The organism is Thermostichus sp. OS-CIW-31 (genome assembly GCF_054060305.1).
The window spans coordinates 35,672-55,762 of the sequence record NZ_JBSSDA010000011.1 but is presented as its reverse complement, the minus strand read 5'-3'; the positions used below and the strand labels follow the sequence as shown (position 1 = coordinate 55,762).

Here is a 20,091-nt window from a genome sequence, read left to right as displayed (position 1 = left end):
TGAGGCTTTCCCGGTCGGCTGCTGGGCTTACCTTGCACGGTGGGATTTTTAGGAAAGATTTTGAACCGAAGATGATCATGGGAGAGAGGCTATGACTTCAGCGGCTACGGGTTATGGTTCACCACCAAACCCGGATATCGATGTTGACATTGAGAAAAAGGCGAGCCTGTCTCGGGCTGTTGATGTGGGCTTTGTCCGCCTGACGCTGGCCTTGGCAGGGTTTGCCGGCATTATCCTCATCTGGGTGATTCTTCAAACCACCGAAGCGGCTCTGCCGGCGATTCAGCAGTTTGGCTTGGGCTTCCTGGTTACTGCCCGCTGGAACCCGGTGGAAAACATCTACGGGGTGCTACCACAGATTTATGGCAGTTTGGTAACCTCTCTGGTGGCTTTGATTTTTGCCATCCCTCTGGGCATTGGCACTGCCATCTTCCTGGCGGAAGGTTTTGCCCCCAAGTGGGTAACGGAGCCGATTGGCTTTGCCGTTGAGCTGATCGTGGCCACTCCCAGTGTGGTGCTGGGGCTGTGGGGGATCTTTGTGCTGATTCCAGCAGTGCGGCCCATCTTTCGAGCCATTAACCAGACGCTGAGTTGGATCCCTTTCTTGGGTGGCCCGGCTCCGCGGGGGCCCAGCTTGTTGATAGTGGCTATGGTGCTGGGGATCATGATCTCTCCCATCATCATCTCCATTACCCGCAGTACCCTTGAATCTCTGCCACGCAGCCTAAAAGAGGGGGCTTTGGCTCTGGGGGCAACCCGCTGGGAGACCCTCTTAACGGTGATGATCCCTGCCGGCCTGTCGGGCATTGTCAGCTCGATCATGCTGGCGCTGGGGCGGGCCCTGGGAGAGACCATGGTAGCGGCCATGCTTTCCGGCAACGCCAACCGCATCAATATCTCCCTAATGCAGCCGGGATCCACCATTACTGGCTTGATTGCCTCTCAGTTTGGCGAGGCAGGACGCTTGCAGGTTTCGGCTCTCATGTATGCCGGCGTGGTGCTGATGGTGCTGACGTTATTGGTCAACATGGTTGCCGAGATCATCATCCGCAAGTTTCAAAACTTGGAGCAGTAACTTGGGAAGCAGAAAGAAGATGAAGGAGCACTGTTATCATGTCCGACTCAGCACAGCTTGCCCCTGAGAAGGTTGACATCGACATTACTCGTGCCGCCATTGCCCCTGTCCGCAATTACACAGGCATTGTCCTAACCCTGCTGAGTGGCCTCTTTGTGGCGGTGATCATAGCTTCCCTATCTTGGGTGCTGTGGGATGTGGGCAAGGAAGGCATCCAGCGGATAAATTGGGATGTCCTCACCCAGACCCGCTACCCTGCCCCTGGCCTGGCGGAAGGGGGCTTTGGTCACGCAATTGTCGGCAATTTAATGGTGCTGGCTACGGGGGCGGCTTTGAGCTTTCCCTTCGGCATCTTGGCGGCAGTGTACTTGTCTGAATTCGGTCGCGGCACCCGCTTGGCTTATCTGGTTAAGTTTTCCTGCAATGTGCTCACGGGGGTACCGGCCATTCTCTGCGGCCTGTTTGCCTATGCTGTGGTGGTGAGGGGATCCGGCTTTTCGGCTTTCTCGGGAGGGGTGGCTTTTGGCGTGCTGATGCTGCCGATTGTCATCCGCTCCACCGAGGAGGCGTTGCTGCTGGTTTCGCCCGACATGCGCTTGGCTTCCCTTGGCCTGGGCTCAAATCGCTTTCAGACCACAATGCGCGTTGTTTTGCCGGCAGCGGCACCGGCCATCGTAACCGGGCTAATCCTGGCTTTGGCCCGAGCGGCAGGCGAGGCTGCACCTCTGCTCTTTACCGCCTTCAACAACAATTTCTGGTCTACTAATCTATTTGGCCCGGTGGCTACCTTGCCGGTGATGGTCTACTTTTTCTCCATCATTCCCTACAGGGTGCAGCAGGAGCTGGCTTGGGCGGGCGCTTTGGTTTTGTTAGCCATTGTTTTGGCGGCCAGCTTGATCGCTCGCTTTTTGGTGTACAAGACCAGGAAATAGCCTGAGGATTCTCAACAAAGTCTTGAATCGAACTCTTCGTCGAACTCTAGCTCTTTTTGTGAGTGCTGCCATGCAAACTCAATCTCTTAACCAGACCTCTTACGTTTTCAGGACCGAGAACCTGAATGTCTACTATGGCTCCAATCTGGCGGTAAAAAATGTTACTCTGGACATCCCAGCCCGACAGATTACTGCGTTTATCGGCCCTTCCGGCTGTGGCAAAAGCACGATCCTACGTTGCTTCAACCGCACCAACGATTTGATCCCCGGTGCTCGTGTAGAGGGCAAGCTCACCTACCACGGCAAGGATCTCTACGCCAAAGAGGTCGATCCGGTGGCGGTGCGGCGGCGTATCGGCATGGTCTTCCAAAAACCCAATCCCTTCCCCAAAAGCATTTACGACAACGTGGCCTACGGCCCGCGGGTGCTGGGGATGAAGGTAGACTTGGACGAGGTGGTGGAAACCTCGCTGAAACGGGCTGCCCTCTGGGATGAAGTCAAAGACAAGTTGAAAGAAAATGGTCAGTCGCTGTCGGGAGGGCAGCAGCAGCGCTTGTGTATTGCCCGCGCTCTGGCGGTACAGCCGGATGTGATTTTGATGGATGAGCCCTGTTCGGCACTGGATCCCATTTCCACCCGCCGTATCGAAGAGCTGATGAAGGAGCTGGAGGAGGAATATACCATCATCATCGTCACCCACAACATGCAGCAGGCCAGCCGCGTCTCGGATATGACGGCTTTCTTCAGTGTGGAGCTGGTGGGATCCAACCGTGTGGGCGAGCTGATTGAATTTGACAGAACTGAAGTCATCTTCAACAGCCCCACCAAGCAAGCCACAAGAGATTATGTGGAGGGCCGCTTCGGCTAATCGACCTGGCCGGACAGGGATCCTTCCCATACTGTTCTCGGCAAACCCTTTTGCAGGCAATTTCTGCCGATGATGGAGTCTGAAGAACCGTTGCACCCAAATACGGATACCCATGATCGTTGCCGCTCCTGACAAGCTGCAGGCTTTGCGTTCTGACTTAGAGGGTATTGAGATCATCACTGATCCGGCTCAGGTGGCCAAGTTGTCGTTGGATTTTTACCACTACAGCCCCGTGCTGAGCCGACAACTGAGCGACAAGCGGGGAGATTTGGTGGTGCGCCCCGCCGATGAGGCCGAGGTGATGCGGGTGGCAGCGGCCTGTGCCAGGCTGCGGATCCCGGTTACGGTGCGCGGTGCCGGTACCGGTAATTACGGCCAATGTATCCCGCTGGCCGGGGGTGTGATCCTGGACATGGGCAAGCTCAACCAGGTGCTTTGGGCAAAGCCGGGCTTGGCGCGGGTGCAGGCGGGGGCCAAGTTGATGGCCATCGACAAACACACCCGGGAGATGGGCTGGGAGATCCGCATGGCTCCTTCCACCTATCGCACGGCCACCATCGGGGGGTTCATTGCCGGCGGCAGTGGTGGCATTGGTTCTGTGACTTACGGCCAACTGCGGGATCGGGGCAACATCTTGGGGCTGCGGGTGGTCACCCTGGAGGAAGAGCCCCGGGTGCTGGAGCTGCGGGGAGATGAGGTATTCAAAGTAAGCCATGCCTGGGGCCTCAATGGGATCATCACCGAGGTGGAGATCCCGCTGGCGCCTGCTTATCCTTGGGCGGAGCTGGTGGTGGCCTTTCCCCCTGAAGTGGGCTTTATGCCCTGTGCCCATTTTGGCCAAGCCCTGGGAGATGCCGATGGGATCCTCAAGAAATTGGTCAGCCTGCACGCTTGGCCGATCCCCAGCTACTTTGCACCGCTGCGGGGTCATTTGCCAGAAGGATCCGCTGTGGCCCTGTTGATGGTGGCCGAATGCAGCCTGGAGCCGCTGTTGGAGCTTGTCCGGGAACATGGGGGCCAAGTGGTCTACCACAAAACTGCCCAAGAGGCCGCCAAAGGGATCTCGCTGGGGGAATTTTCTTGGAACCACACCACTTTGCACTGCCGCAGCGTGGATCCCAGCCTGACTTATTTACAATCGGCTTTTCCCGCCGATCGGGAGCTGAAGCTGGTGCAGCACATGTACGAGTATTTTGGCGACGAAGTGCTGATGCACCTGGAGTGGATTCGCATCAACGGGCAAGCTACCCCTGTCGGCCTGCAAATTGTCCGCTTTACCACCGAAGAGCGTCTAAACGAGATCATGCGCTACCACGAAGAGCAGGGAGTATTTATTGCCAACCCCCACACTTTCATCATCGAAGACGGTGGGCGCAAAGTGATGGATCCGCGCCAGATTCGTTTTAAAGAAGAAGTGGATCCCTATGGCCTGCTCAATCCGGGCAAGATGCGCACCTGGCAGGAGCGCGCCTCTGCTTGAGGAATAGCAACAGTAGCACAGCAATTGGCCTTGGTCTATCTGTATTGCCCATGTTTAATCCCTGATGGATTGTCTGGGCAGGACAACACCAGTCCAAAGCTCTACAGTCAGTACTGTGGGAATGCTGTCCACCGTTAAATGCTTTGTGGTGTGGACTGTCAAACTTCCGGCAGCCAGTCCTCTGCAAGCACCAACTCTGGAGAGTAGGGGCAGACATCTGGAAATGTCGAGATTTCTATCCCCGTTTGCCTGGCTGCTTGGCGGCGCGCCCGTTGATAACTCTCTTCAAGTTGCTCTACCAGATAACCTTTTAGGCTAGGGCTATCTTCTATGGCCAATCCGATTTGGGTTCGCGCATCTGTAATGGAATCTAGCCAGCTATCTGAACGGCGCTGAGGTTGATATTGCCACTTGAGTAGATGCAGCAGAAGGCGAGTTAATTGACTGGTAATCCCTCGTCGTTCGCTCTTACCCAAATTCTCAACCTCTTCAATTAAGTGTGTTAGGTCAATTTCATGCCAGCGCCTTTCCCGCAATAGCCGGGTTGTTTGGTCAATCCACAAGTTAAAGTCTGTCGAGTATAGATTGCTCATAGCTTTGTCCTGCTGAAAAATAGGGTCGCGATAATTATGAAATCCAGACTACGTCCTTCTTGAGTTTACTACAATAAAACCTGTAACACCTGAGTTCTCAACCGTCTGGGAGCAGAGTCCTCTGGTGACAAACCTTATCCAGGCAACTCTTTCTATGGTCATTTCGATTTAAAGCAGGACACTGCACCCACACTTAAAGTGCACCGAGCCGGAAGGCTTTTCAAGGACTCCGTCCCGCTGGCGCGATCAGGAGCCCAGGCGTCTTACCCTAAACTGAAGCAACTATATTTGACGAATATTTGACGGAGAGTGGATGGAGAGGGTGTCCCTGTGGAGAAAGGTTCAAACAAATGCTTTAACTGCCATAGTAGTTGATGGCTAAAGCTCCCACCAGAGTAAGCTGAAAGACCAAGATCACGAAGTAGAAAATGGCGCGGGGCTTGAACAGAGTGAGCATCAAGCCTATGGCTTTCAAGTCTACTATCGGCCCAAACACCATAAAAGCCAACAGGGATCCCGGCGTGAAGGTGGCGGCAAAGGAGAGGGCGAAAAAGGCATCCACCGTCGAGCAGATGGAGATGATCCCGGCCAGGGCCATCATGATCAGGATTGAGAGCAATGCATCTTGGCCATAATCCAGCACAAACGAACGCGGGATCACCGTTTGAATCAGGGCCGCCATCGCCGAGCCCAAGATGAGCACGGATCCCAATTCGCGGATCTCCCTGGCCCAGGTCTGCAGCAGGAGAACTCCTTTTTGTCCCCTGGAGGGAGAAGGCGCAGCGGCCAGAGCAGAGCGATACACATCTTCAGCCGTTTGTAAAGTGGCCAGGGATCCGCCAGAGGCCCCTTGAGCAGGGCTCTGGGATCCAATCCAGAAGGTGCCTCCCCGCAACAACGGCGAGCAGGAAGTGCTTTTCGGATCCGTCTCTTGGGAGCGATTGCGCTGCAGCTCCCGCCAGACTGACGGCTGCAACAGAGGCTGGAAATCCTTTTGCAGGCTGAAGATCAAGCCGACGACAACCGCAATGCCGAAGGAAAAGAGAACTCGGTAGATCACCAGCTCCGGCATGGAGCGAAAGGCAATCCAGGTGGAAAAGATCACCACCGGGTTAAACACCGGCGCCGCCAACAGAAAGGCCACCGCCACGTGGGGTGGGATCCCTTTGATCACCAGTTGACGGGCCACCGGCAGGTTGCCGCACTCGCACACCGGGAAAAAGAATCCTAAAGCGCCACCGGCCACCGCGCTGCCGATTTTGCCTTTGGGCAGGAAACGGGCCAACTGGGATCCCTCGACAAACACCGCCAGCAGCCCCGATAGAAACACCCCCAGCAGCAGAAATGGCATGGCCTGCACCACAAGGCTCAGAAACAGGGTGAACCCGTCTCGCCAAAGGGGAGAGTCCAAGAGGCTCAACACACCACCTCACGCACGACTTGGGCCTTACTGAGTTTGGATCTCGGCCCAGCGCCCTGTCAAACGGCTCTCAACCCCGCTCTTCTATAGGGATGTAGCGTTGCTGGCGTTCACCTGTGTACACCTGGGTGGGTCGGAAAAGCCGATTATCGGACAACTGCTCCCGCCAATGGGCCAGCCAACCCGCCGCTCGGGCAATGGCAAACACCGGTGTAAACAAATCTTCTGGGATCCCCAGCTTGGCGTAGACCAACCCTGAGTAGAAGTCCACATTCGGGTAGATCCCCTTCGGCCCCAGCAACTCCTCGCACACCCGCTCCACCTCCAGGGCAATGTCGTAGTACTTGTCGTGGCCGTAGCGCTCAAACAGCTCCTCAGCCAGCCGCTGCAGGATGGTGGCCCGCGGATCCTTCACCTTGTAGACTCGGTGCCCCATGCCCATGATGCGCTGTTTTTTGGCCAGTTTCTCCTCGATAAACGAGCGCACATTTTCCACCGAGCCAATTTGCCGCAGCAGCATCATCACCTGTTGGTTGGCCCCCCCGTGCAACAGCCCCGAAAGGGTACCCACCGCCGTGGCCAGGCTGCTGTAAGGGTTAGCCAGCGTGGAAGCGCTCACCAGAAGGGCAAACGTGGAGGCATTGACCGTGTGCTCGGCGTGCAGGATCAGGCAGATGTCAAAAATGCGGGCCAACCAGGGATCCGGCTTCTTGCCCGAGAGCATGTATAGGAAATTGGCAGCATGATCCAGGTTGTCGTCCGGGGGAATGGGATCGTTGCCCTGTCGCATCTGGTGGAACATGGCCACCATGGTCGGCAGCTTGGAGAGCAAGCGGGTGACGGTGCCGAATACATAGTCGGGATCCATCTCCCGCAGCGGGTAAAACAGCCCCAAGCCCGCCACACAGGTTTGCAGAGCATCCATCGGGTTGCCCGACTCTGGAAACGACTTGATCATGTCGCGGATGCGGTATTTCACCCGTCGATGACTGCGGATTGCCTGATCAAAGTTGTCCAGCTCCGATTGGGTTGGCAGCTTTCCAAAGATCAGCAAGTAGGCTGTCTCCAGAAAGGTACTGTGGGCGGTCAATTCCTCGATGGGGATGCCCCGATATTCCAGGATCCCCGCCTGGCCATCCACAAAACTAATGTTGGAGCGTGTGGCCGGAACGCCTTCCAAGCCTGGTCTGTATTCGCCATCCGCCATGGTCGGATCCTTAGAGCAAGTATTTCCTAGATAATGATGAATCAAGGGTTGCCAAAGGTGCCTGGAACCCAACCCCTTGCTCCCCTCGGGCAGTACTGACCCCGCTTCGCTACAGTAAAGCAAATTTTGGATCCCTGTAGCCAAATGCTGCCCCTGTCATCCTTCACAGAGAGCTGGGCTGGGATCCGCCTTCTATCTTGCAACAGCTCCCGCTGCCCGACGCAAAAATTGTTGCTATGGTGAGAACTGCGCCCGGCTTGAGGGATCTTGGCGCCTGTCGGAGCCGTGAAAGTTCGCTCCCCCGCTTGGAGATCGGCATCGATGTCGGATACTGCTCAAACTCACCTTGGCTCCAGCCCAGTGCAAGGACTGGAGTACGTGGTGCTGGGAGTGGCCACTTGCTTCCAGCAGGATCAGGAAGGTCGCCTGGTAGAGGTTTTGGTGGCCGAGCCGGTGCCTGCTGCCGATTTGGACTGCCTAGCCCAAGAACGCCGCAGCACTTCCTATGTTCTCCTCTACGCCACAACCTACGCCGAGATCGTGAACAACGGGATCCCAACTTTGCCTGCCGATGTTTTCCCGCCAGGGGTGTTGTTGGGAGAAGACTTCGTGGAACGGGTGCAAGCAGCGGCCCGCACCTATCGCAACAAGCCCCAGTTTCGCCACATCCCCTTACACCAAACCTGCACTCCAGAGCGGGGGGTGTTTAAGCTCAATCACAGCGTTGAGCCCCGACGGATCCTCAATGCAGTTGTAGAGGTGAAGGATGCCGACAACATCAAACAGCACCCCCACACCCATCAACGGCTCTGACTCACTGGGCTGTACGGGTCAGACGTGCCCTGGAAAGCAGGTTGAACCGCCACTCTGGGCTAGGCTTCGGGATCCCTCTACCCTTCTGGAGCAGGTACGCAGCGGTCAGGTTTGGCTGGTTAAGGGAATGGGATCCCATGGGCTGTTGCTGGAGAAAGCTCATATTGTCGAGCTGCTGGAGTTTGGTGCAGCCGTTGGCCTGGCCATCGATCGCGATTGCCGAGCGGTTTTGCCGATCGCGTAAGCGGGACGGAGTCCTTTTGGCCAAGTGTATCTGCAGGCCCCTGCCACTTTTTTGGAGCGTTAGTGGGGCTATCGTCGTCGCGCTCGCAGCACCGAGATCCTGCAAAAGTTGACAGAGGCTTACCCCAGCCGGCGGCGGGCTACCCTTCTCTGGCAGCATCTTCATCAGCAGTTTGGGCCGGCGTTGCTTGCTTCTGTGCCGGACGAATGGCTAGGACGGTTGGTGGGGGTGTCGGGAGATCTGATCCAACGTTGCCGCCAAGAAATGAGGATCCCTGCTGGCGCTTTGGGCTGCAGAGAGCAAGATTGAGACGGGGGGAGCCCAAGAGAGAAACTCGAGCGCTTGTTTCACCAAAAGACAAGCTGCTGCCGCCTCAACCCCAGCAAAAGGACGGCAAAACACTTGGTCAAAGGAATTGGTGGCTTTCCGGCTGCAACACTATCTCGCTCGGTACAGCACCAGCGGGCGCTGTAAGGGCAAAGCAGATGGCTTCCGCAGCCGTGGCAGGGCTGAGCATCTTGTCTCGTTGCACCTTCAGGCTGATGGGATCCCAGAAGGGTGAGTCGATGCCCCCGAAGTAAAACAGCGTAAATCTGACCCCAAAGCGCTTCAGCTCATCGGCCATGCACTTGCTAAACCCGACCACCCCAAACTTGGCCGCACAGTAAGCAGAGGCCATCGCCATGGGATAACGTCCAAGGACGCCGGGAAAATTGAGGATGTGGCCGGATTTTTGCTCCCGCATGGGGTTGGCAGCCAGTTGGCTGGTGTAGAAGCTGCCCTTCAGGTTGACCGCCAGCATTCGCTCCAGGTCTGCGGGGGTTAGCTGGGGAGCAGGCTTCAGGATCCCGGCCCCGGCCAGGTTAATCAGCACGTCAATGCGCCCATGCTTTTGCACCGTTTGGTTGACCAGGGCCTCTACCTGGGCATAGTCCGTCACATCAGTGGGGATCCCCACTCCAGAGGCAGCCCCCAGAGAGAGCGATTTCTCCACCAGAGTTCGCAGAGGCTCCTCTCGCCGAGCGGCCAACACCAGATGGGATCCAGCCTGAGCCAGCATGGGCACAAGGGCACTGCCGATACCCCCCGTTGCCCCTGTGATCAGAATGACCGCCTGCGATAGTGGAGAAGACACGTTACGTTTCTTAAACTCTTTTTCCCATCATACACAGGGATCCCGACAAGCCAGTCACAGCCCCACTGGATCCCTCGACAGAGGTCATCTGAGCGGTGGAGAAGACAGGAAAGGCTGGTACAGCCACAACCCACTGAACCCCAGGGTTAGGAGAGTGAGGGGCAGGCCAAAGCGCAGATGTTCCCCAAACGAAAGCACATAGCCTTTTTTGGCCGCTGCCTCGACTGTGATCAAATTGGCCACCGCCCCAAATAGTGTCAAATTGCCTGCCAAAGTGGAGCCGGCAGCCAGCAACAGCCAAGCGGTGGTCTCCTGTCGGGGCAGGAACGATTGCAGCAACAGCACCGCCGGCACATTGGAGATGAGGTTGGATAAAACGGCCACACTACTCAGCAGGGCAAGAGGGGATCCCGCCAGACTCTCTGCCAAGGATCCCAAGCCCATCCCCCAAGCAGTGACCAGCTCTCGCGTTGCCCGCGTTAGGATAAATAGCCCGGAAAACATCACCAGCAGATTCCAGTCCACCTGCCCCAAAAATCGCTCCGGCTTCAGCCTGCGGGTAATCAACAACAGGGCTGCCGCCACCAAGGCCGATTCTGCCAAGGGAAGTCCGGATACAAAGGCCACAAACAGCCCCCCCGTAATCACCACGCTCTTGCGCAACAGGGGCGGGTAGAGCCGCAGCGGTAGCCAAGGCACCTGGGCAAAGGGTTTCAACGAGCGCACCTCAGGGTAGTACAACCACAGCAACCCCACTTCCAGCAGCAGCCCTACCACGGCAATGGGGGTCATCTGGGCAGCAAACTCCAGGTAGCCGATCCCAGAGAAGGAGCCGATCAAAATATTCTGCGGGTTGCCGCTCAGGGTGGCGACGGATCCCAGGTTGGTGGCTGCCGCCAAGCCCAGCAGATAGGGAATCGGGTTTAACCCCAACACCGTTGTGACTTGCAAAGTTAGGGGGGTGAATACCAGCGCCAGCGTGTCGTTGAGCAGGAAAGCCGAGAGCAGCCCGCTGCCGAACACCAGCATGATCAACAGACCAAAGGGGCTGCGGCTCACCCGAATCAAGCCCAGCAAAGCCAACTGAAAAGCCCCCCCATAGGACAAGCTGGCATTTACCACCATCATGCTCAGGAGAAACACAATCGTGGTCGGGTCAATGGCTTCCCAAGCCTGCCGTAGCGACAAGGTCCCCAAGCCAATCAACAGGGCGGATCCCACCAGGGCGATGGTGGCCCGGTTCATACGCAACCTAGGCAGGGATCCCAGTCCCAACCCGACATAGCTCAAACCCAACACCAACCAAGACAGTCCCTGCACCCCCCGATCCCTCCCGCACTTCTTTCAGGATCCCTGATGGGTTCAGCCAATGGCAAAGGCTGGAGTTGAAACAGGCCCAACATTCCCGATACTCAATGAAGTCACAAATAAGTCACAAGAACCAATCATGGTCAGAAACCTTTCGGGATAGTCCAAAAGCTCCGCTGGATCAGCGCGTTTGCCTCGGCGAGCTGCAGACCGAGCAGAGGTGGCGAGAATATCCAAGGTCTGGCCATCGTTCGTAGGATAATGGGAGCCCGTAGGCACTAACCCGCAAACATTGAGTTACCCACCGTTCACTGAGGAGTTGTCCCCTTGGTCAAAGAACGCGTAGAGGTGATCGTCCCGGCCACCACCGCCAACTTGGGGCCAGGGTTCGACTGCATCGGTGCAGCCCTAGAGCTCTACAATCACTTCCATTTTCGCGAGATCCCTTCCGGCCTCAGCATCCACTACCGTGGCAGCGACCACATCAGCCAAAGCAAGGACAACCTGGTGTACCGGGCTTTTTGCCGCGCCTTTGAGTTGCTGAGTAAGCCTGTGCCGGGGGTAGAAATCGAAATTACCCTCAACGTGCCCCTGGCGCGGGGGTTGGGCAGTTCTGCCACCGCCATTGTCGGCGGCTTACTGGGGGCCAATGCCATTGGAGCACTCAACTTAGCTCCCGAAACCCTCCTACAACTGGCCATTGCCCTAGAAGGCCATCCAGACAATGTGGTGCCCGCCCTGCAGGGCAGTTGTCAGCTTTGTGTGCAGGGACAGCAGGGGCAATGGGTGTTCTGTCCCGTGGAGTGGCATGAGAGCATTGGCATCCTGGCCGTAGTGCCCAACTTTAAGCTTTCCACCCAAGCGGCCCGCGAGATCCTGCCCAAATCCGTCAGCTTGGCGGATGCGGTTTTTTCCAGCAGCCATCTGGGCCTGCTCATTCGCAGCTTGCAGTCGGGGCGGGTGGACTGGCTGAAGGTGGCTCTGCAGGATCGGCTGCACCAGCCGGCGCGTATGGAGCTGATCACCGGGTTCAAAACGGTTCAAGCTGCAGCCATGGCTGCCGGAGCCTATGGGGTGGTGATCAGCGGAGCCGGCCCCACTCTTCTGGCCCTCTGTGCTCCCGAGAATCGGGAACGGGTGGGATCCGCGATGGTCAGCGCTTGGGCGCAGTTGGATATTGAAGCAGAGGCCAAACTGCTCAATCTGGATCGGCAGGGAGGACGGGTGGTGATCCACTCCCAGCCGTCTGGATAGGAAACTCCCTCTCCAATCGGGGAGCTACCCTGCTGCCGGGAAGCCATCTTGCAGCAGCAACACCAAGGGCGGAAGAAATAGCCAAGCCGCCACCATCAAGGACGCCGCTGCCGCCATCAACACCGCTGCCGCCGCGCAATCTTTGGCGATCTCGGCCAGGAGATGGTACTTGCTGCCCAGGGTGAGATCCACCACTGCTTCCAGAGCGGTATTCACCAGCTCCAGCGCCATCACCAAACCGCTGGTTAGGCTAATCACGGCCATTTCCAGGGCGCTCAGCTGCAGGCCCAGCCCAAGGCCAAAGGCCATCACCGCCATCACCATGTGAATGCGCAAGTTGCGCTGGGTGCGGATGGCATAGACCAAGCCCTTGCCCGCGTAGTAGAAACTTTTGCCCAAGTTGTCGGCCACTTGCCAAGAGGGGGGGCGTCGCCAGGGATCCATCCCCGAAGGCTCGGCAGTTGCTGCGGGATCGGCCTCAGAGATAGGCGCTGGGTCTACACCGGTGGGCCCGGAATGGACGCGCCGCCGGAACACCGCCAGGCGAGAACGCTCCGGCAACCGACTAGGGCTGTTGGCCATGGGCCACCTCCCCATCCAGTTGGATGGCGGCAAGCAACTGTCGCTGTTGCTGCAACATGCGCTGTAGGGACAGTTCATCCGGGTGATCCCACCCCAGCAGATGGAGCAACCCGTGGCTGGCCAACCAGACCAACTCTTGCGAAAGACGATGCCCCTGCGCCTTGGCTTGTGCGCGGGCGGTGGGCACCGAAATCACAATATCCCCCAGCAGGCGTACCCCCGTTACGTCTTGGATCTCAAAGGGGGCAAACATCTCCTGCGCGGCAAAGGCCAACACATCGGTGGGCTCGTCGAGATGGCGAAACTCGCGGTTGAGCTGGCGGATGTGTTCATCGGAAGTGAGGCAAAGGCTGAGCTCGCATGGCTCCTGGACTCCCAGCTCTTTCAGCCAGATCTCGAACCAATGACGCCAAGTGGCTTCTTCAACCGGGCTTGGGATGTTGAATTGCAGATAGAGATCTAAAAATCCATCCATGCGGGCCTCACTCACACCACGCCCCTTATTCTACTGGTTTGCCCAGATTGGGCCAGGTTTTGTTTCTCTGCTCCGCAAGCTGCTGCAGCGCCTGTCGTAGTCGATTCTCCAACAGATGGCAGCCTGAGTCCAAATCCTCTGTCGGGAACAGATCCCCGGCAATGCCCACTGCCCAGGCCCCTGCTTGCAGGTATTCCGCTGCCTTGGCCAAGGTGACTCCCCCGGTGGGGATCAACGGCAGGGATCCCAGCACCGATTGTAGATGGCGCAGGTAGCGGGATCCCCCCATGCTCTCCACCGGAAACACCTTCACTGCCGTTGCCCCCGCCTGCCACGCCCTCCAGATCTCGCTGGGGGTGAGGGCACCGGGCACGATGGGCAGCCCTACTTCCCGACCCCAACGGATGACTTGCTCATCGGTGAAGGGGCAAACGCAAAACTGGGCTCCTGCCTGCCAAGCCTGCTCCGCCATCTGTCGATTGAGAACAGTGCCCACCCCTATCCAACACTGCGGGTGGTCTTGTCGCAGTTGGGCAATCAGCTCCAGATATTGGGGAACTTGCGTGGTGATTTCAATGTGGCGGATCCCGGCCCGGATGGCCAGCATGGATCCCTCTAGGGCCTGGGCTGGGCTGGCCCAGAGGCGGATCACGGCAATCAGCGGCTGCTGCCACAGATGGAGTAACCAGGGGTGCTGTGACCCTTTTCTGAAACTGCACTCAGCATCCTCGAATGCCATCTGTAGGAAAATACCCGCTCAGTGTTTTGCAGTTGCTTGGGTTTAGCTTAAGTTTAATTGCAATCCAAAAACGAAAAAGTCAGCCTGCCAATGAAATAATGACAAACCATAAAGCCTAAACGTCTTTTCTTTCAAGGGAAAGCCTAGCAGATGACTCAGGAACAAGCAAAGCCGGTGTTTTATAGGGGCAACTGTTTGCGCGTTCGTGACCTTTGCCGGAGTGTTTGCTTTTCCCAGCTTTTCACGGCGTTGCTGGTTCCTGCTCTGGCCTTGTTGTCTCCCTAACCGGTGCTGAACTCAGCAGAGAAGAGGAGGAAGATTCCTCAAACCAAAGGCGCCGCAAGGTATCCCGTCTGTATGAGGCAACTTTTTGGTTGGCCTTCTAAGCGTGAGGTTTGCCAGCAGGTGAGCGGCCAGTTTATCGTCATTTCCTAGTTTTTCTAGTCCGTTGAGGTTGCTGCCGCTTGAGTTGCATGCCGTCAGGCCTGTGGGATCCGGAGGTGGAGTCGCTACTGTCTGGCTCTTCTGTTGCTGTTCGGAGTAGCCCTAAATAGCCAGCTCAGGCCCGATTCAGATCCGTGGGGATCTTTGTATCCTTAGGGTCGATGGGTCGGTTGCAGAGGGTGTGAGGAGTGACGAGTCTCAGTCGTGGGGCACGCAGACTGAAAGTGTGGGTGATGCTTGGATTGCTCACCCTCTTGCTGTTGGGGGGACTGGGGGGGGTTGCCCCGTCTCAGGCGCAGAATGTCAACCAATTGCAACAGCGGCAGCAGCAGATCCAGCAACAAATCCAGAGCACTCAGCGCCGCTTGGGAGAACTGCGCCAAGCAGAAGAAGAAGCCCGCCGCCGCATGGGATCCCTGCAGCAAAACCTTCGACAGACCGAATCCAGCCTTCGCGACAATCAGTATCGCTTGGAACAAGCTCAGAAAGCGCTGGAGCAAGCTCAAAGGGAGCTGCAGGAGCTGGAAGACCGCCTGAGACGGCAGCAACAGGGCACGGCGGCCCGTTTGCGCTACATGCAGCGACAGGGGGCTGAACATTGGTGGGCTCTGCTGCTCACCAGCCGTGACTTAAACGAGTTTTTTGACCGCCGCCACCAACTGCAACTGTTGATCGAGGCGGATCGGCAGTTGATCCAAGAGCTGCAAGCAATGGCCAAGGAGGTGGATCAACAGCGCATTGCTCTGGAGATGCAGCGCAACGAGATCTCTTTGATTTTGCAGGAGCTGGCCGCCCAGAAGAATCAACTGCAGCAGCAGGCTGCCGCCCAAGAGCAGCTGTTGAGCCGCTTGGCCAACGAACGCGCGGCCTATGAAGCAGCCCAACGGCGGCTGGAAGCCGATTCCCAACAGTTGACTCTCCTCATCCAGCAACTGATCGCCCAGCAGGCCCAACAGCAGGGGGGCAGGGATCCCGTTCAAGGGACGGGCCGATTCATCGCTCCGGTGCGCGGGCCGATCACCAGTGGCTTTGGCTGGCGGGTTCACCCCATCTACCGCAGTCGCCGCTTTCATGCGGGGATCGATTTTGGTGTGCCCACCGGCACTGCGGTGAGAGCCTCCGACCGGGGCACCGTCATCTACGCCGGCTGGTACGGCGGCTATGGCTACACGGTGATTGTGAATCACGGGGGCGGCATCACCACCCTGTACGCCCACAACAGCCGCGTTGCCGTTGGGGTAGGCCAGCAGGTACAGCGGGGGCAAGCAATTGCTGCTTCCGGCTCCACCGGCCTCTCCACCGGGCCCCATGTTCACTTTGAAGTGCGCGTCAATGGCCAACCGGTGGATCCCCGCCGCTACCTGTGAAGCAAAGCCTCCGTCGGCAACAGCTTCAGGGATCCCGCCTGCAATGTCCACCGCACATCGGCAATGGAGGACAGCTCCTCCGGGTCGTGGGAAACCACCAACACCGTCCAGGTGGACTTTAGCCGAGCCAACAGCTCGATCAACTGCCGTCGCACCGACCAATCCAATCCTGCCGTCGGCTCATCCAGCAACAGCAAAAACGGGCCACGGATCAACTGGACGGCCAGGGCCAAGCGCCGCTGTTGCCCGCCGCTGAGGCGGTTTGGGGAGGTATGTAGAGGGATCCCTTCCAATCCCACCTGTCTGAGGGCGTTTTCGATCTCTTTTCTCTGTAGCTCTGGATAACCAAAGCGCATTTCCTCCAGCACCGTCAAGCCGCAAAAGTGGCGCTCTGGAAACTGAAACACCAACCCCGCCATACTGCGCAAGCGGTTGGGGGAAAGTTCTGCCCCTCCCCAGGTAATCCGTCCTTGGGTGGGCCGCGCCAAGCCAGCCAAAATCTCCAGCAGGGTGCTCTTGCCCGCCCCACTTTTGCCCACGATCAGCCCCAACTGGTTCAGGCCCAACTCAAAGGAAAGATCGTTGAGAATGGGCTGGGAAACGCCTGCCGGATGGTAGGAAAGATGCTGAACTTGCAACATGGGGGGCAAAAGAGGGGGATGCTGTCGTTATTTTGGCACCGGAAGATCCCCGCGCGACAGCTATGGCCCTTCTTCAGCGGGAAGGTCGAAGCTTGGGAAACACCTCTATCCGGAGGAGCAGATTAAGCTAGCCTGAAGGTAGGGTAAATTATCGCTCTGGTTATCCTGATGGCGCAGCCTTCTTCTGCAGATTCTCCTTCGGTTGGGGCGGGATCCCCCCCCCAGCCGAGTTACACCCGCCTGGCCATGCGCAACATGGTGCGCAAAGGCAAGACTTCCCTGCTTCACTTCACCCTGACAGCGGTGGGGTTGGTGGCCCTGCTGGTGGGGCTGGCCTACCTGTTTCACTAAGTTCTGTTAAGTTCCGTGGGCGGGTTCTGGCCATACTCTCCTGCGGCTGTTCCTCGGCCGGGAAAGATACACGCTGAGGGGTCTTTCTTGTTACACTCCATGTCCCTTTTTAAGCTTTTCCCAAGGTTAGTGTTAGGAAGGAACAAGCAGCAATGGCTCCTACGGTTCGAGCGCACGGCAATCCCGGCTGCTGAAACGCCAACCTTTGGCTTTTGGATTTTGGCCTATGCAAACTTCGCCAGACCTCACCTCCGCTCGTTCTGTCATTCGCCTGCTGCTGTTCGCCAAGAGTCGAGCTGTTGTTGCCGAGCTTGAGGAGCATCTGCGCCAGCACATCCAGGGGTTGCCCGGCCAATACCCTGCTCAACTGGAAGTGGTGCCGCTGGAGGAGCACCCCTACCTGGCAGAGCATTACAAGCTGGTGGCCACTCCGGCTCTGGTCAAGGCTGAGCCCTTGCCCGCTCAAGTTTTGGCGGGCGCAGACTTGGCGACGCAGTTGGAAGTGTGGTGGCCTCGTTGGCAAGGCCAAGCGGCTTTGGCCGCCCATCAAGAAGGAGCAGGACGGGATCCCGCCTCCCCTCCGACCACCGAGGCGCTGTTGCAAATGTCGGAAGAGGTGTTTTTGCTGCGGCAGGAGCGGGCCCAATTGCGGGAGCAGTTGGACTTCAAAGATCGCGTTCTGGCCATGCTGGTGCATGATTTGCGCAGCCCCCTGACGGCCACGGCTCTGGCGGTCGAAACCCTGCAGCAGGGGCGGGAGGGATCCCTGGACAAAGCCCTGGAGCGGCAGTTGTTCGATCACGCCCGCCAGCAACTGCGCAAGATGGACAGCATGATCACCGATATCCTGGAGTCGGCCCGTGGCGCTGCCTCGGAGCTGAGAATTCGAGCCGTAGAAACCCAGTTGCCCACTCTGTGTCAGTCGGTGATCGAGGAGCTGTGGCCGCGCATTCAAGGCAAGCGGCTGCAGTTTCAAGCGGATATTCCTGTGGATCTGCCCTCTGTTCACGTGGATCCCGACAAGATCCGCCAAGTTCTGTTCAACCTGCTGGACAACGCCATCAAGTACACCCCCGCCGGGGGATCCATCCGCCTCGATGTCCTCCATCGCACCAGCCAAAAGGTGCAGGTGACCGTCAGCGATACTGGCCCTGGGATCCCGGAAGCCGACCAAGAGAGCATCTTCTCCGATTCTGTCCGTCTGTCTCGGGATCAACAGCAGGAGGGCTATGGCATCGGCCTTTCCCTCTGCCGACGGATCGTGCGCGCTCACTACGGCCAGATTTGGGTGGAGTCTTCCTTGGGCAAAGGCAGCAGCTTTCATTTCACTTTGCCCGTGTATCGGCTCTGCAAGGGCTAGCCGGGAGCTGGCTCCCCATGGGTGTGAGCCCCCTCAGAGAGAACAGATCTGACGGTTTTCCTGGACTTGGCAAAAGCGCTCCGTGCCGCTTCCGCGACTATTCCCAGCCCCTCTTCCAGAGGGAAAGGGGGGTCACGGATCAACCTAAGTTTTTAAAACGACTCCGAGTGGATGCTCTGGCAACAGGGACTCATCCTACCTTTGGCGGGGTTGTTGCTAGGCTTCGTGTCGCGAGGACGGTTTGATGGGCGTTTTGCAATCTAGGTCAGGGCAGGTTGGCCAATTTGTGGGTTTAATGTGGGTTTAATTAAGCCAAGCTCACCGGAGTGGAGTCGGTGAAACTGCCAGCAGTGTCTGTCAGAAGTATGGTGTTAAGGCAATCGTTCTTATGACCAGAGCAAGGGAGAGGAAAGGCACCGATCCATCCGCGCTAGCGGGCCGTGGGCCTTTGCCAGAGAAGTCTCGGGATCCCCGCCGCCCTCCACAACCTGCCAAGAACGCCGTCCCGCCTCCAGAGGGGTCAAAGCCGCAAACAGGTTCTGGTCGCCTGCTTCCTGCCCCTAGGGGATCCCTATTGGTTTCCCGTCCTCAACCGCTGCGTCTTGCCCGCCAAAAAGCCATTGCTCGTCTGCGCCAACGGGCTGCCCGGCCTCGCCGCTTGAGACGTTCTCCATCTCTCGGGCAAGTGTTGCTCAGGGGACTAAGCTTAAGTCTTATCCTGGGCCTGACGATGGCGGGCCTCTCGCAACTGCTGCAATCGACCACCGCTGGCCGGACAGAACAGTCCACGACGCAGCTTGGGGATCCTCCCCCGCCGGCATTCCCGAGTAACATTCTGCCGGGAGAAGCGATCCCGGCTTTGCAGGAGCGCTTGGCCGCTTTGGCCGACCAACCGGGTTTGACGGCAGGAGCCCTGTTTTGGGAGGTGGAAACCGGCGCCTTTGCCGGGGTTAGGCCGGATCAGGCTTTTCCTGCCGCCAGCGTGATCAAGATCCCCATTCTCTTGGCTTTTTTCCAGGCTGTGGAAACCGGGCAGGTGCGGCTGGATGAGAGGCTCACCCTGCGGGAAGATCTCAAGGGAGGGGGGGCAGGCGTGCTGCAAACCCGACCCCTCGGATCCCAGGTTTCTGCTTTGGAAGCGGCCACCCTGATGATCACCCTCAGCGACAACTTCGCCACCAACCTGATCATCGATCGCCTGGGTGGGCAGGAGGCTCTCAACCAAAAATTTCGCCAGTGGGGGCTACAACACACGCAAATTTCATGGTGGCTACCGGATCTGGAAGGCACCAACACCAGCAGCCCGCGCGACATGGTTTGGCTGCTCAGCCAGGTGGAACAGGGGCGCATGCTCAGCCGCCGCAGCCGCGACCGTTTTCTGGACATTCTCTGGCGCACCCAACGGCCCTCCTATTTCCGGCCCAACTTGGGTCAAGAGGTGCGCATTGCCCACAAAACGGGAACCCTGGGCTCCGTGGTGGGGGATGCCGGGATCCTGGATTTACCCAACGGGCGGCGCTATGTGGCGGCGGTGTGGGTGAAGCGAGAAACCCCCAACGACCCCAGAGCCGAAGGGCTGATCGCCAGCTTGTCGCAAGCAGCCTATGAGTTCTGGTCTGCTCCTGGATCCGCCCCGCCATCCCGAACAGACACCACCGGCAGCCCGCAACCCTGAGTCCCCCACTCCGCAAATCTTTCCATATTGCTACGCAACGCTTACGCGAACGCAGTAGCAGTGCGGAGCACTATTCCAGGCAGAGCACAAATGCCAGAGTGGAGAAACAGGCGTTGAGGGAAAACGAT

General features: G+C 58.0%; 21 protein-coding genes. 12 read left to right on the top strand and 9 right to left on the bottom strand.

What is annotated here, in order from left to right; genetic code table 11:
• Window positions 1–91 precede the first annotated feature (91 nt).
• From pstC to ACVWY9_RS08170, 4 genes are all read left to right on the top strand, one after another.
• On the top strand, window positions 92–1,075 hold the full coding sequence (pstC, locus tag ACVWY9_RS08185) for a phosphate ABC transporter permease subunit PstC (RefSeq protein ID WP_457388027.1): 984 nt from the start codon (window positions 92–94) through the stop codon (window positions 1,073–1,075).
• A gap of 38 nt (window positions 1,076–1,113) precedes the next feature.
• Window positions 1,114–2,007 (top strand): phosphate ABC transporter permease PstA, encoded by an 894-nt coding sequence (gene pstA, locus ACVWY9_RS08180; RefSeq protein ID WP_414521868.1) that lies wholly within the window; start codon window positions 1,114–1,116, stop codon window positions 2,005–2,007.
• A gap of 70 nt (window positions 2,008–2,077) precedes the next feature.
• Entirely contained in the window at window positions 2,078–2,875 is a 798-nt protein-coding gene (gene pstB, locus ACVWY9_RS08175) for a phosphate ABC transporter ATP-binding protein PstB (protein WP_099883872.1), read from the top strand.
• 112 nt (window positions 2,876–2,987) lie between these two features.
• Window positions 2,988–4,355, top strand: a complete 1,368-nt coding sequence (locus ACVWY9_RS08170) for an FAD-binding oxidoreductase (RefSeq protein WP_457388026.1) — start codon at window positions 2,988–2,990, stop codon at window positions 4,353–4,355.
• A gap of 158 nt (window positions 4,356–4,513) precedes the next feature.
• Here ACVWY9_RS08170 and ACVWY9_RS08165 read toward each other — a convergent pair whose 3' ends face one another.
• The 3 genes from ACVWY9_RS08165 to ACVWY9_RS08155 form a co-directional block, all read right to left on the bottom strand.
• Window positions 4,514–4,948: a DUF29 domain-containing protein gene (locus tag ACVWY9_RS08165; protein ID WP_457388025.1), complete on the bottom strand. Its 435-nt coding sequence runs from the start codon at window positions 4,946–4,948 to the stop codon at window positions 4,514–4,516.
• A gap of 355 nt (window positions 4,949–5,303) precedes the next feature.
• Window positions 5,304–6,359, bottom strand: coding sequence for a permease (locus ACVWY9_RS08160; RefSeq protein ID WP_457388055.1), 1,056 nt, complete (start codon window positions 6,357–6,359; stop codon window positions 5,304–5,306).
• A gap of 79 nt (window positions 6,360–6,438) precedes the next feature.
• A complete protein-coding gene (locus tag ACVWY9_RS08155; RefSeq protein WP_457388024.1) occupies window positions 6,439–7,575 on the bottom strand; it encodes a citrate synthase in 1,137 nt (378 codons plus the stop codon).
• Window positions 7,576–7,896: 321 nt separating this feature from the next.
• Here ACVWY9_RS08155 and ACVWY9_RS08150 point away from each other — a divergent pair, with 321 nt between their 5' ends.
• The 3 genes from ACVWY9_RS08150 to ACVWY9_RS08140 all read left to right on the top strand — a co-directional run bounded on the left by ACVWY9_RS08150 (window position 7,897) and on the right by ACVWY9_RS08140 (window position 8,941).
• Window positions 7,897–8,388 (top strand): hypothetical protein, encoded by a 492-nt coding sequence (locus ACVWY9_RS08150; RefSeq protein ID WP_457388023.1) that lies wholly within the window; start codon window positions 7,897–7,899, stop codon window positions 8,386–8,388.
• A complete protein-coding gene (locus tag ACVWY9_RS08145) occupies window positions 8,342–8,632 on the top strand; it encodes a hypothetical protein (RefSeq protein WP_148202743.1) in 291 nt (96 codons plus the stop codon). Before ACVWY9_RS08150 ends, ACVWY9_RS08145 begins: the two co-directional genes overlap by 47 nt.
• 108 nt (window positions 8,633–8,740) lie before the next feature.
• Entirely contained in the window at window positions 8,741–8,941 is a 201-nt protein-coding gene (locus ACVWY9_RS08140) for a hypothetical protein (protein ID WP_414380794.1), read from the top strand.
• Between the two features lie 97 nt (window positions 8,942–9,038).
• On the opposite strand, the gene ACVWY9_RS08135 is transcribed toward ACVWY9_RS08140, so the two are convergent.
• Both ACVWY9_RS08135 and ACVWY9_RS08130 read right to left on the bottom strand, forming a co-directional pair.
• Window positions 9,039–9,767 (bottom strand): SDR family oxidoreductase, encoded by a 729-nt coding sequence (locus ACVWY9_RS08135; RefSeq protein WP_457388022.1) that lies wholly within the window; start codon window positions 9,765–9,767, stop codon window positions 9,039–9,041.
• An 84-nt stretch (window positions 9,768–9,851) separates the two neighbouring features.
• The gene (locus ACVWY9_RS08130) at window positions 9,852–11,087 is read right to left on the bottom strand and encodes an anion transporter (RefSeq protein ID WP_457388021.1); all 1,236 of its coding nucleotides are present in this window, start codon (window positions 11,085–11,087) and stop codon (window positions 9,852–9,854) included.
• A gap of 315 nt (window positions 11,088–11,402) precedes the next feature.
• Between ACVWY9_RS08130 and thrB the strand changes: the two genes are divergently transcribed.
• The gene (gene thrB, locus ACVWY9_RS08125; RefSeq protein WP_414329601.1) at window positions 11,403–12,329 is read left to right on the top strand and encodes a homoserine kinase; all 927 of its coding nucleotides are present in this window, start codon (window positions 11,403–11,405) and stop codon (window positions 12,327–12,329) included.
• A 24-nt stretch (window positions 12,330–12,353) separates the two neighbouring features.
• Here thrB and ACVWY9_RS08120 read toward each other — a convergent pair whose 3' ends face one another.
• Genes ACVWY9_RS08120 through ACVWY9_RS08110 form a run of 3 tightly spaced genes read right to left on the bottom strand, consistent with a single transcriptional unit; the run spans window position 12,354 to window position 14,125 of the window.
• Complete coding sequence (locus ACVWY9_RS08120; RefSeq protein WP_457388020.1) at window positions 12,354–12,911, bottom strand: diacylglycerol kinase family protein; 558 nt, start codon at window positions 12,909–12,911, stop codon at window positions 12,354–12,356.
• Window positions 12,895–13,386: an rRNA maturation RNase YbeY gene (gene ybeY / locus ACVWY9_RS08115; RefSeq protein WP_457388019.1), complete on the bottom strand. Its 492-nt coding sequence runs from the start codon at window positions 13,384–13,386 to the stop codon at window positions 12,895–12,897. Before ybeY ends, ACVWY9_RS08120 begins: the two co-directional genes overlap by 17 nt.
• A 25-nt stretch (window positions 13,387–13,411) precedes the next feature.
• Complete coding sequence (locus tag ACVWY9_RS08110) at window positions 13,412–14,125, bottom strand: bifunctional 4-hydroxy-2-oxoglutarate aldolase/2-dehydro-3-deoxy-phosphogluconate aldolase (protein WP_414423894.1); 714 nt, start codon at window positions 14,123–14,125, stop codon at window positions 13,412–13,414.
• A 677-nt stretch (window positions 14,126–14,802) separates the two neighbouring features.
• Between ACVWY9_RS08110 and ACVWY9_RS08105 the strand changes: the two genes are divergently transcribed.
• Window positions 14,803–15,936, top strand: a complete 1,134-nt coding sequence (locus ACVWY9_RS08105) for a peptidoglycan DD-metalloendopeptidase family protein (protein ID WP_457388054.1) — start codon at window positions 14,803–14,805, stop codon at window positions 15,934–15,936.
• Here the strand turns inward: ACVWY9_RS08105 and ACVWY9_RS08100 are convergent.
• Window positions 15,927–16,577, bottom strand: coding sequence for an ABC transporter ATP-binding protein (locus ACVWY9_RS08100; RefSeq protein ID WP_011433492.1), 651 nt, complete (start codon window positions 16,575–16,577; stop codon window positions 15,927–15,929). The two genes, ACVWY9_RS08105 and ACVWY9_RS08100, sit on opposite strands and share 10 nt — an antisense overlap.
• A gap of 168 nt (window positions 16,578–16,745) precedes the next feature.
• Between ACVWY9_RS08100 and ACVWY9_RS08095 the strand changes: the two genes are divergently transcribed.
• The 3 genes from ACVWY9_RS08095 (at window position 16,746) to ACVWY9_RS08085 (ending at window position 19,963) form a co-directional block, all read left to right on the top strand.
• The gene (locus ACVWY9_RS08095; protein ID WP_457388018.1) at window positions 16,746–16,928 is read left to right on the top strand and encodes a DUF3285 domain-containing protein; all 183 of its coding nucleotides are present in this window, start codon (window positions 16,746–16,748) and stop codon (window positions 16,926–16,928) included.
• 226 nt (window positions 16,929–17,154) lie between these two features.
• The gene (locus tag ACVWY9_RS08090) at window positions 17,155–18,288 is read left to right on the top strand and encodes a histidine kinase (RefSeq protein ID WP_457388017.1); all 1,134 of its coding nucleotides are present in this window, start codon (window positions 17,155–17,157) and stop codon (window positions 18,286–18,288) included.
• Between the two features lie 574 nt (window positions 18,289–18,862).
• Window positions 18,863–19,963 (top strand): serine hydrolase, encoded by a 1,101-nt coding sequence (locus tag ACVWY9_RS08085; protein ID WP_457388016.1) that lies wholly within the window; start codon window positions 18,863–18,865, stop codon window positions 19,961–19,963.
• Window positions 19,964–20,091 lie beyond the last annotated feature (128 nt).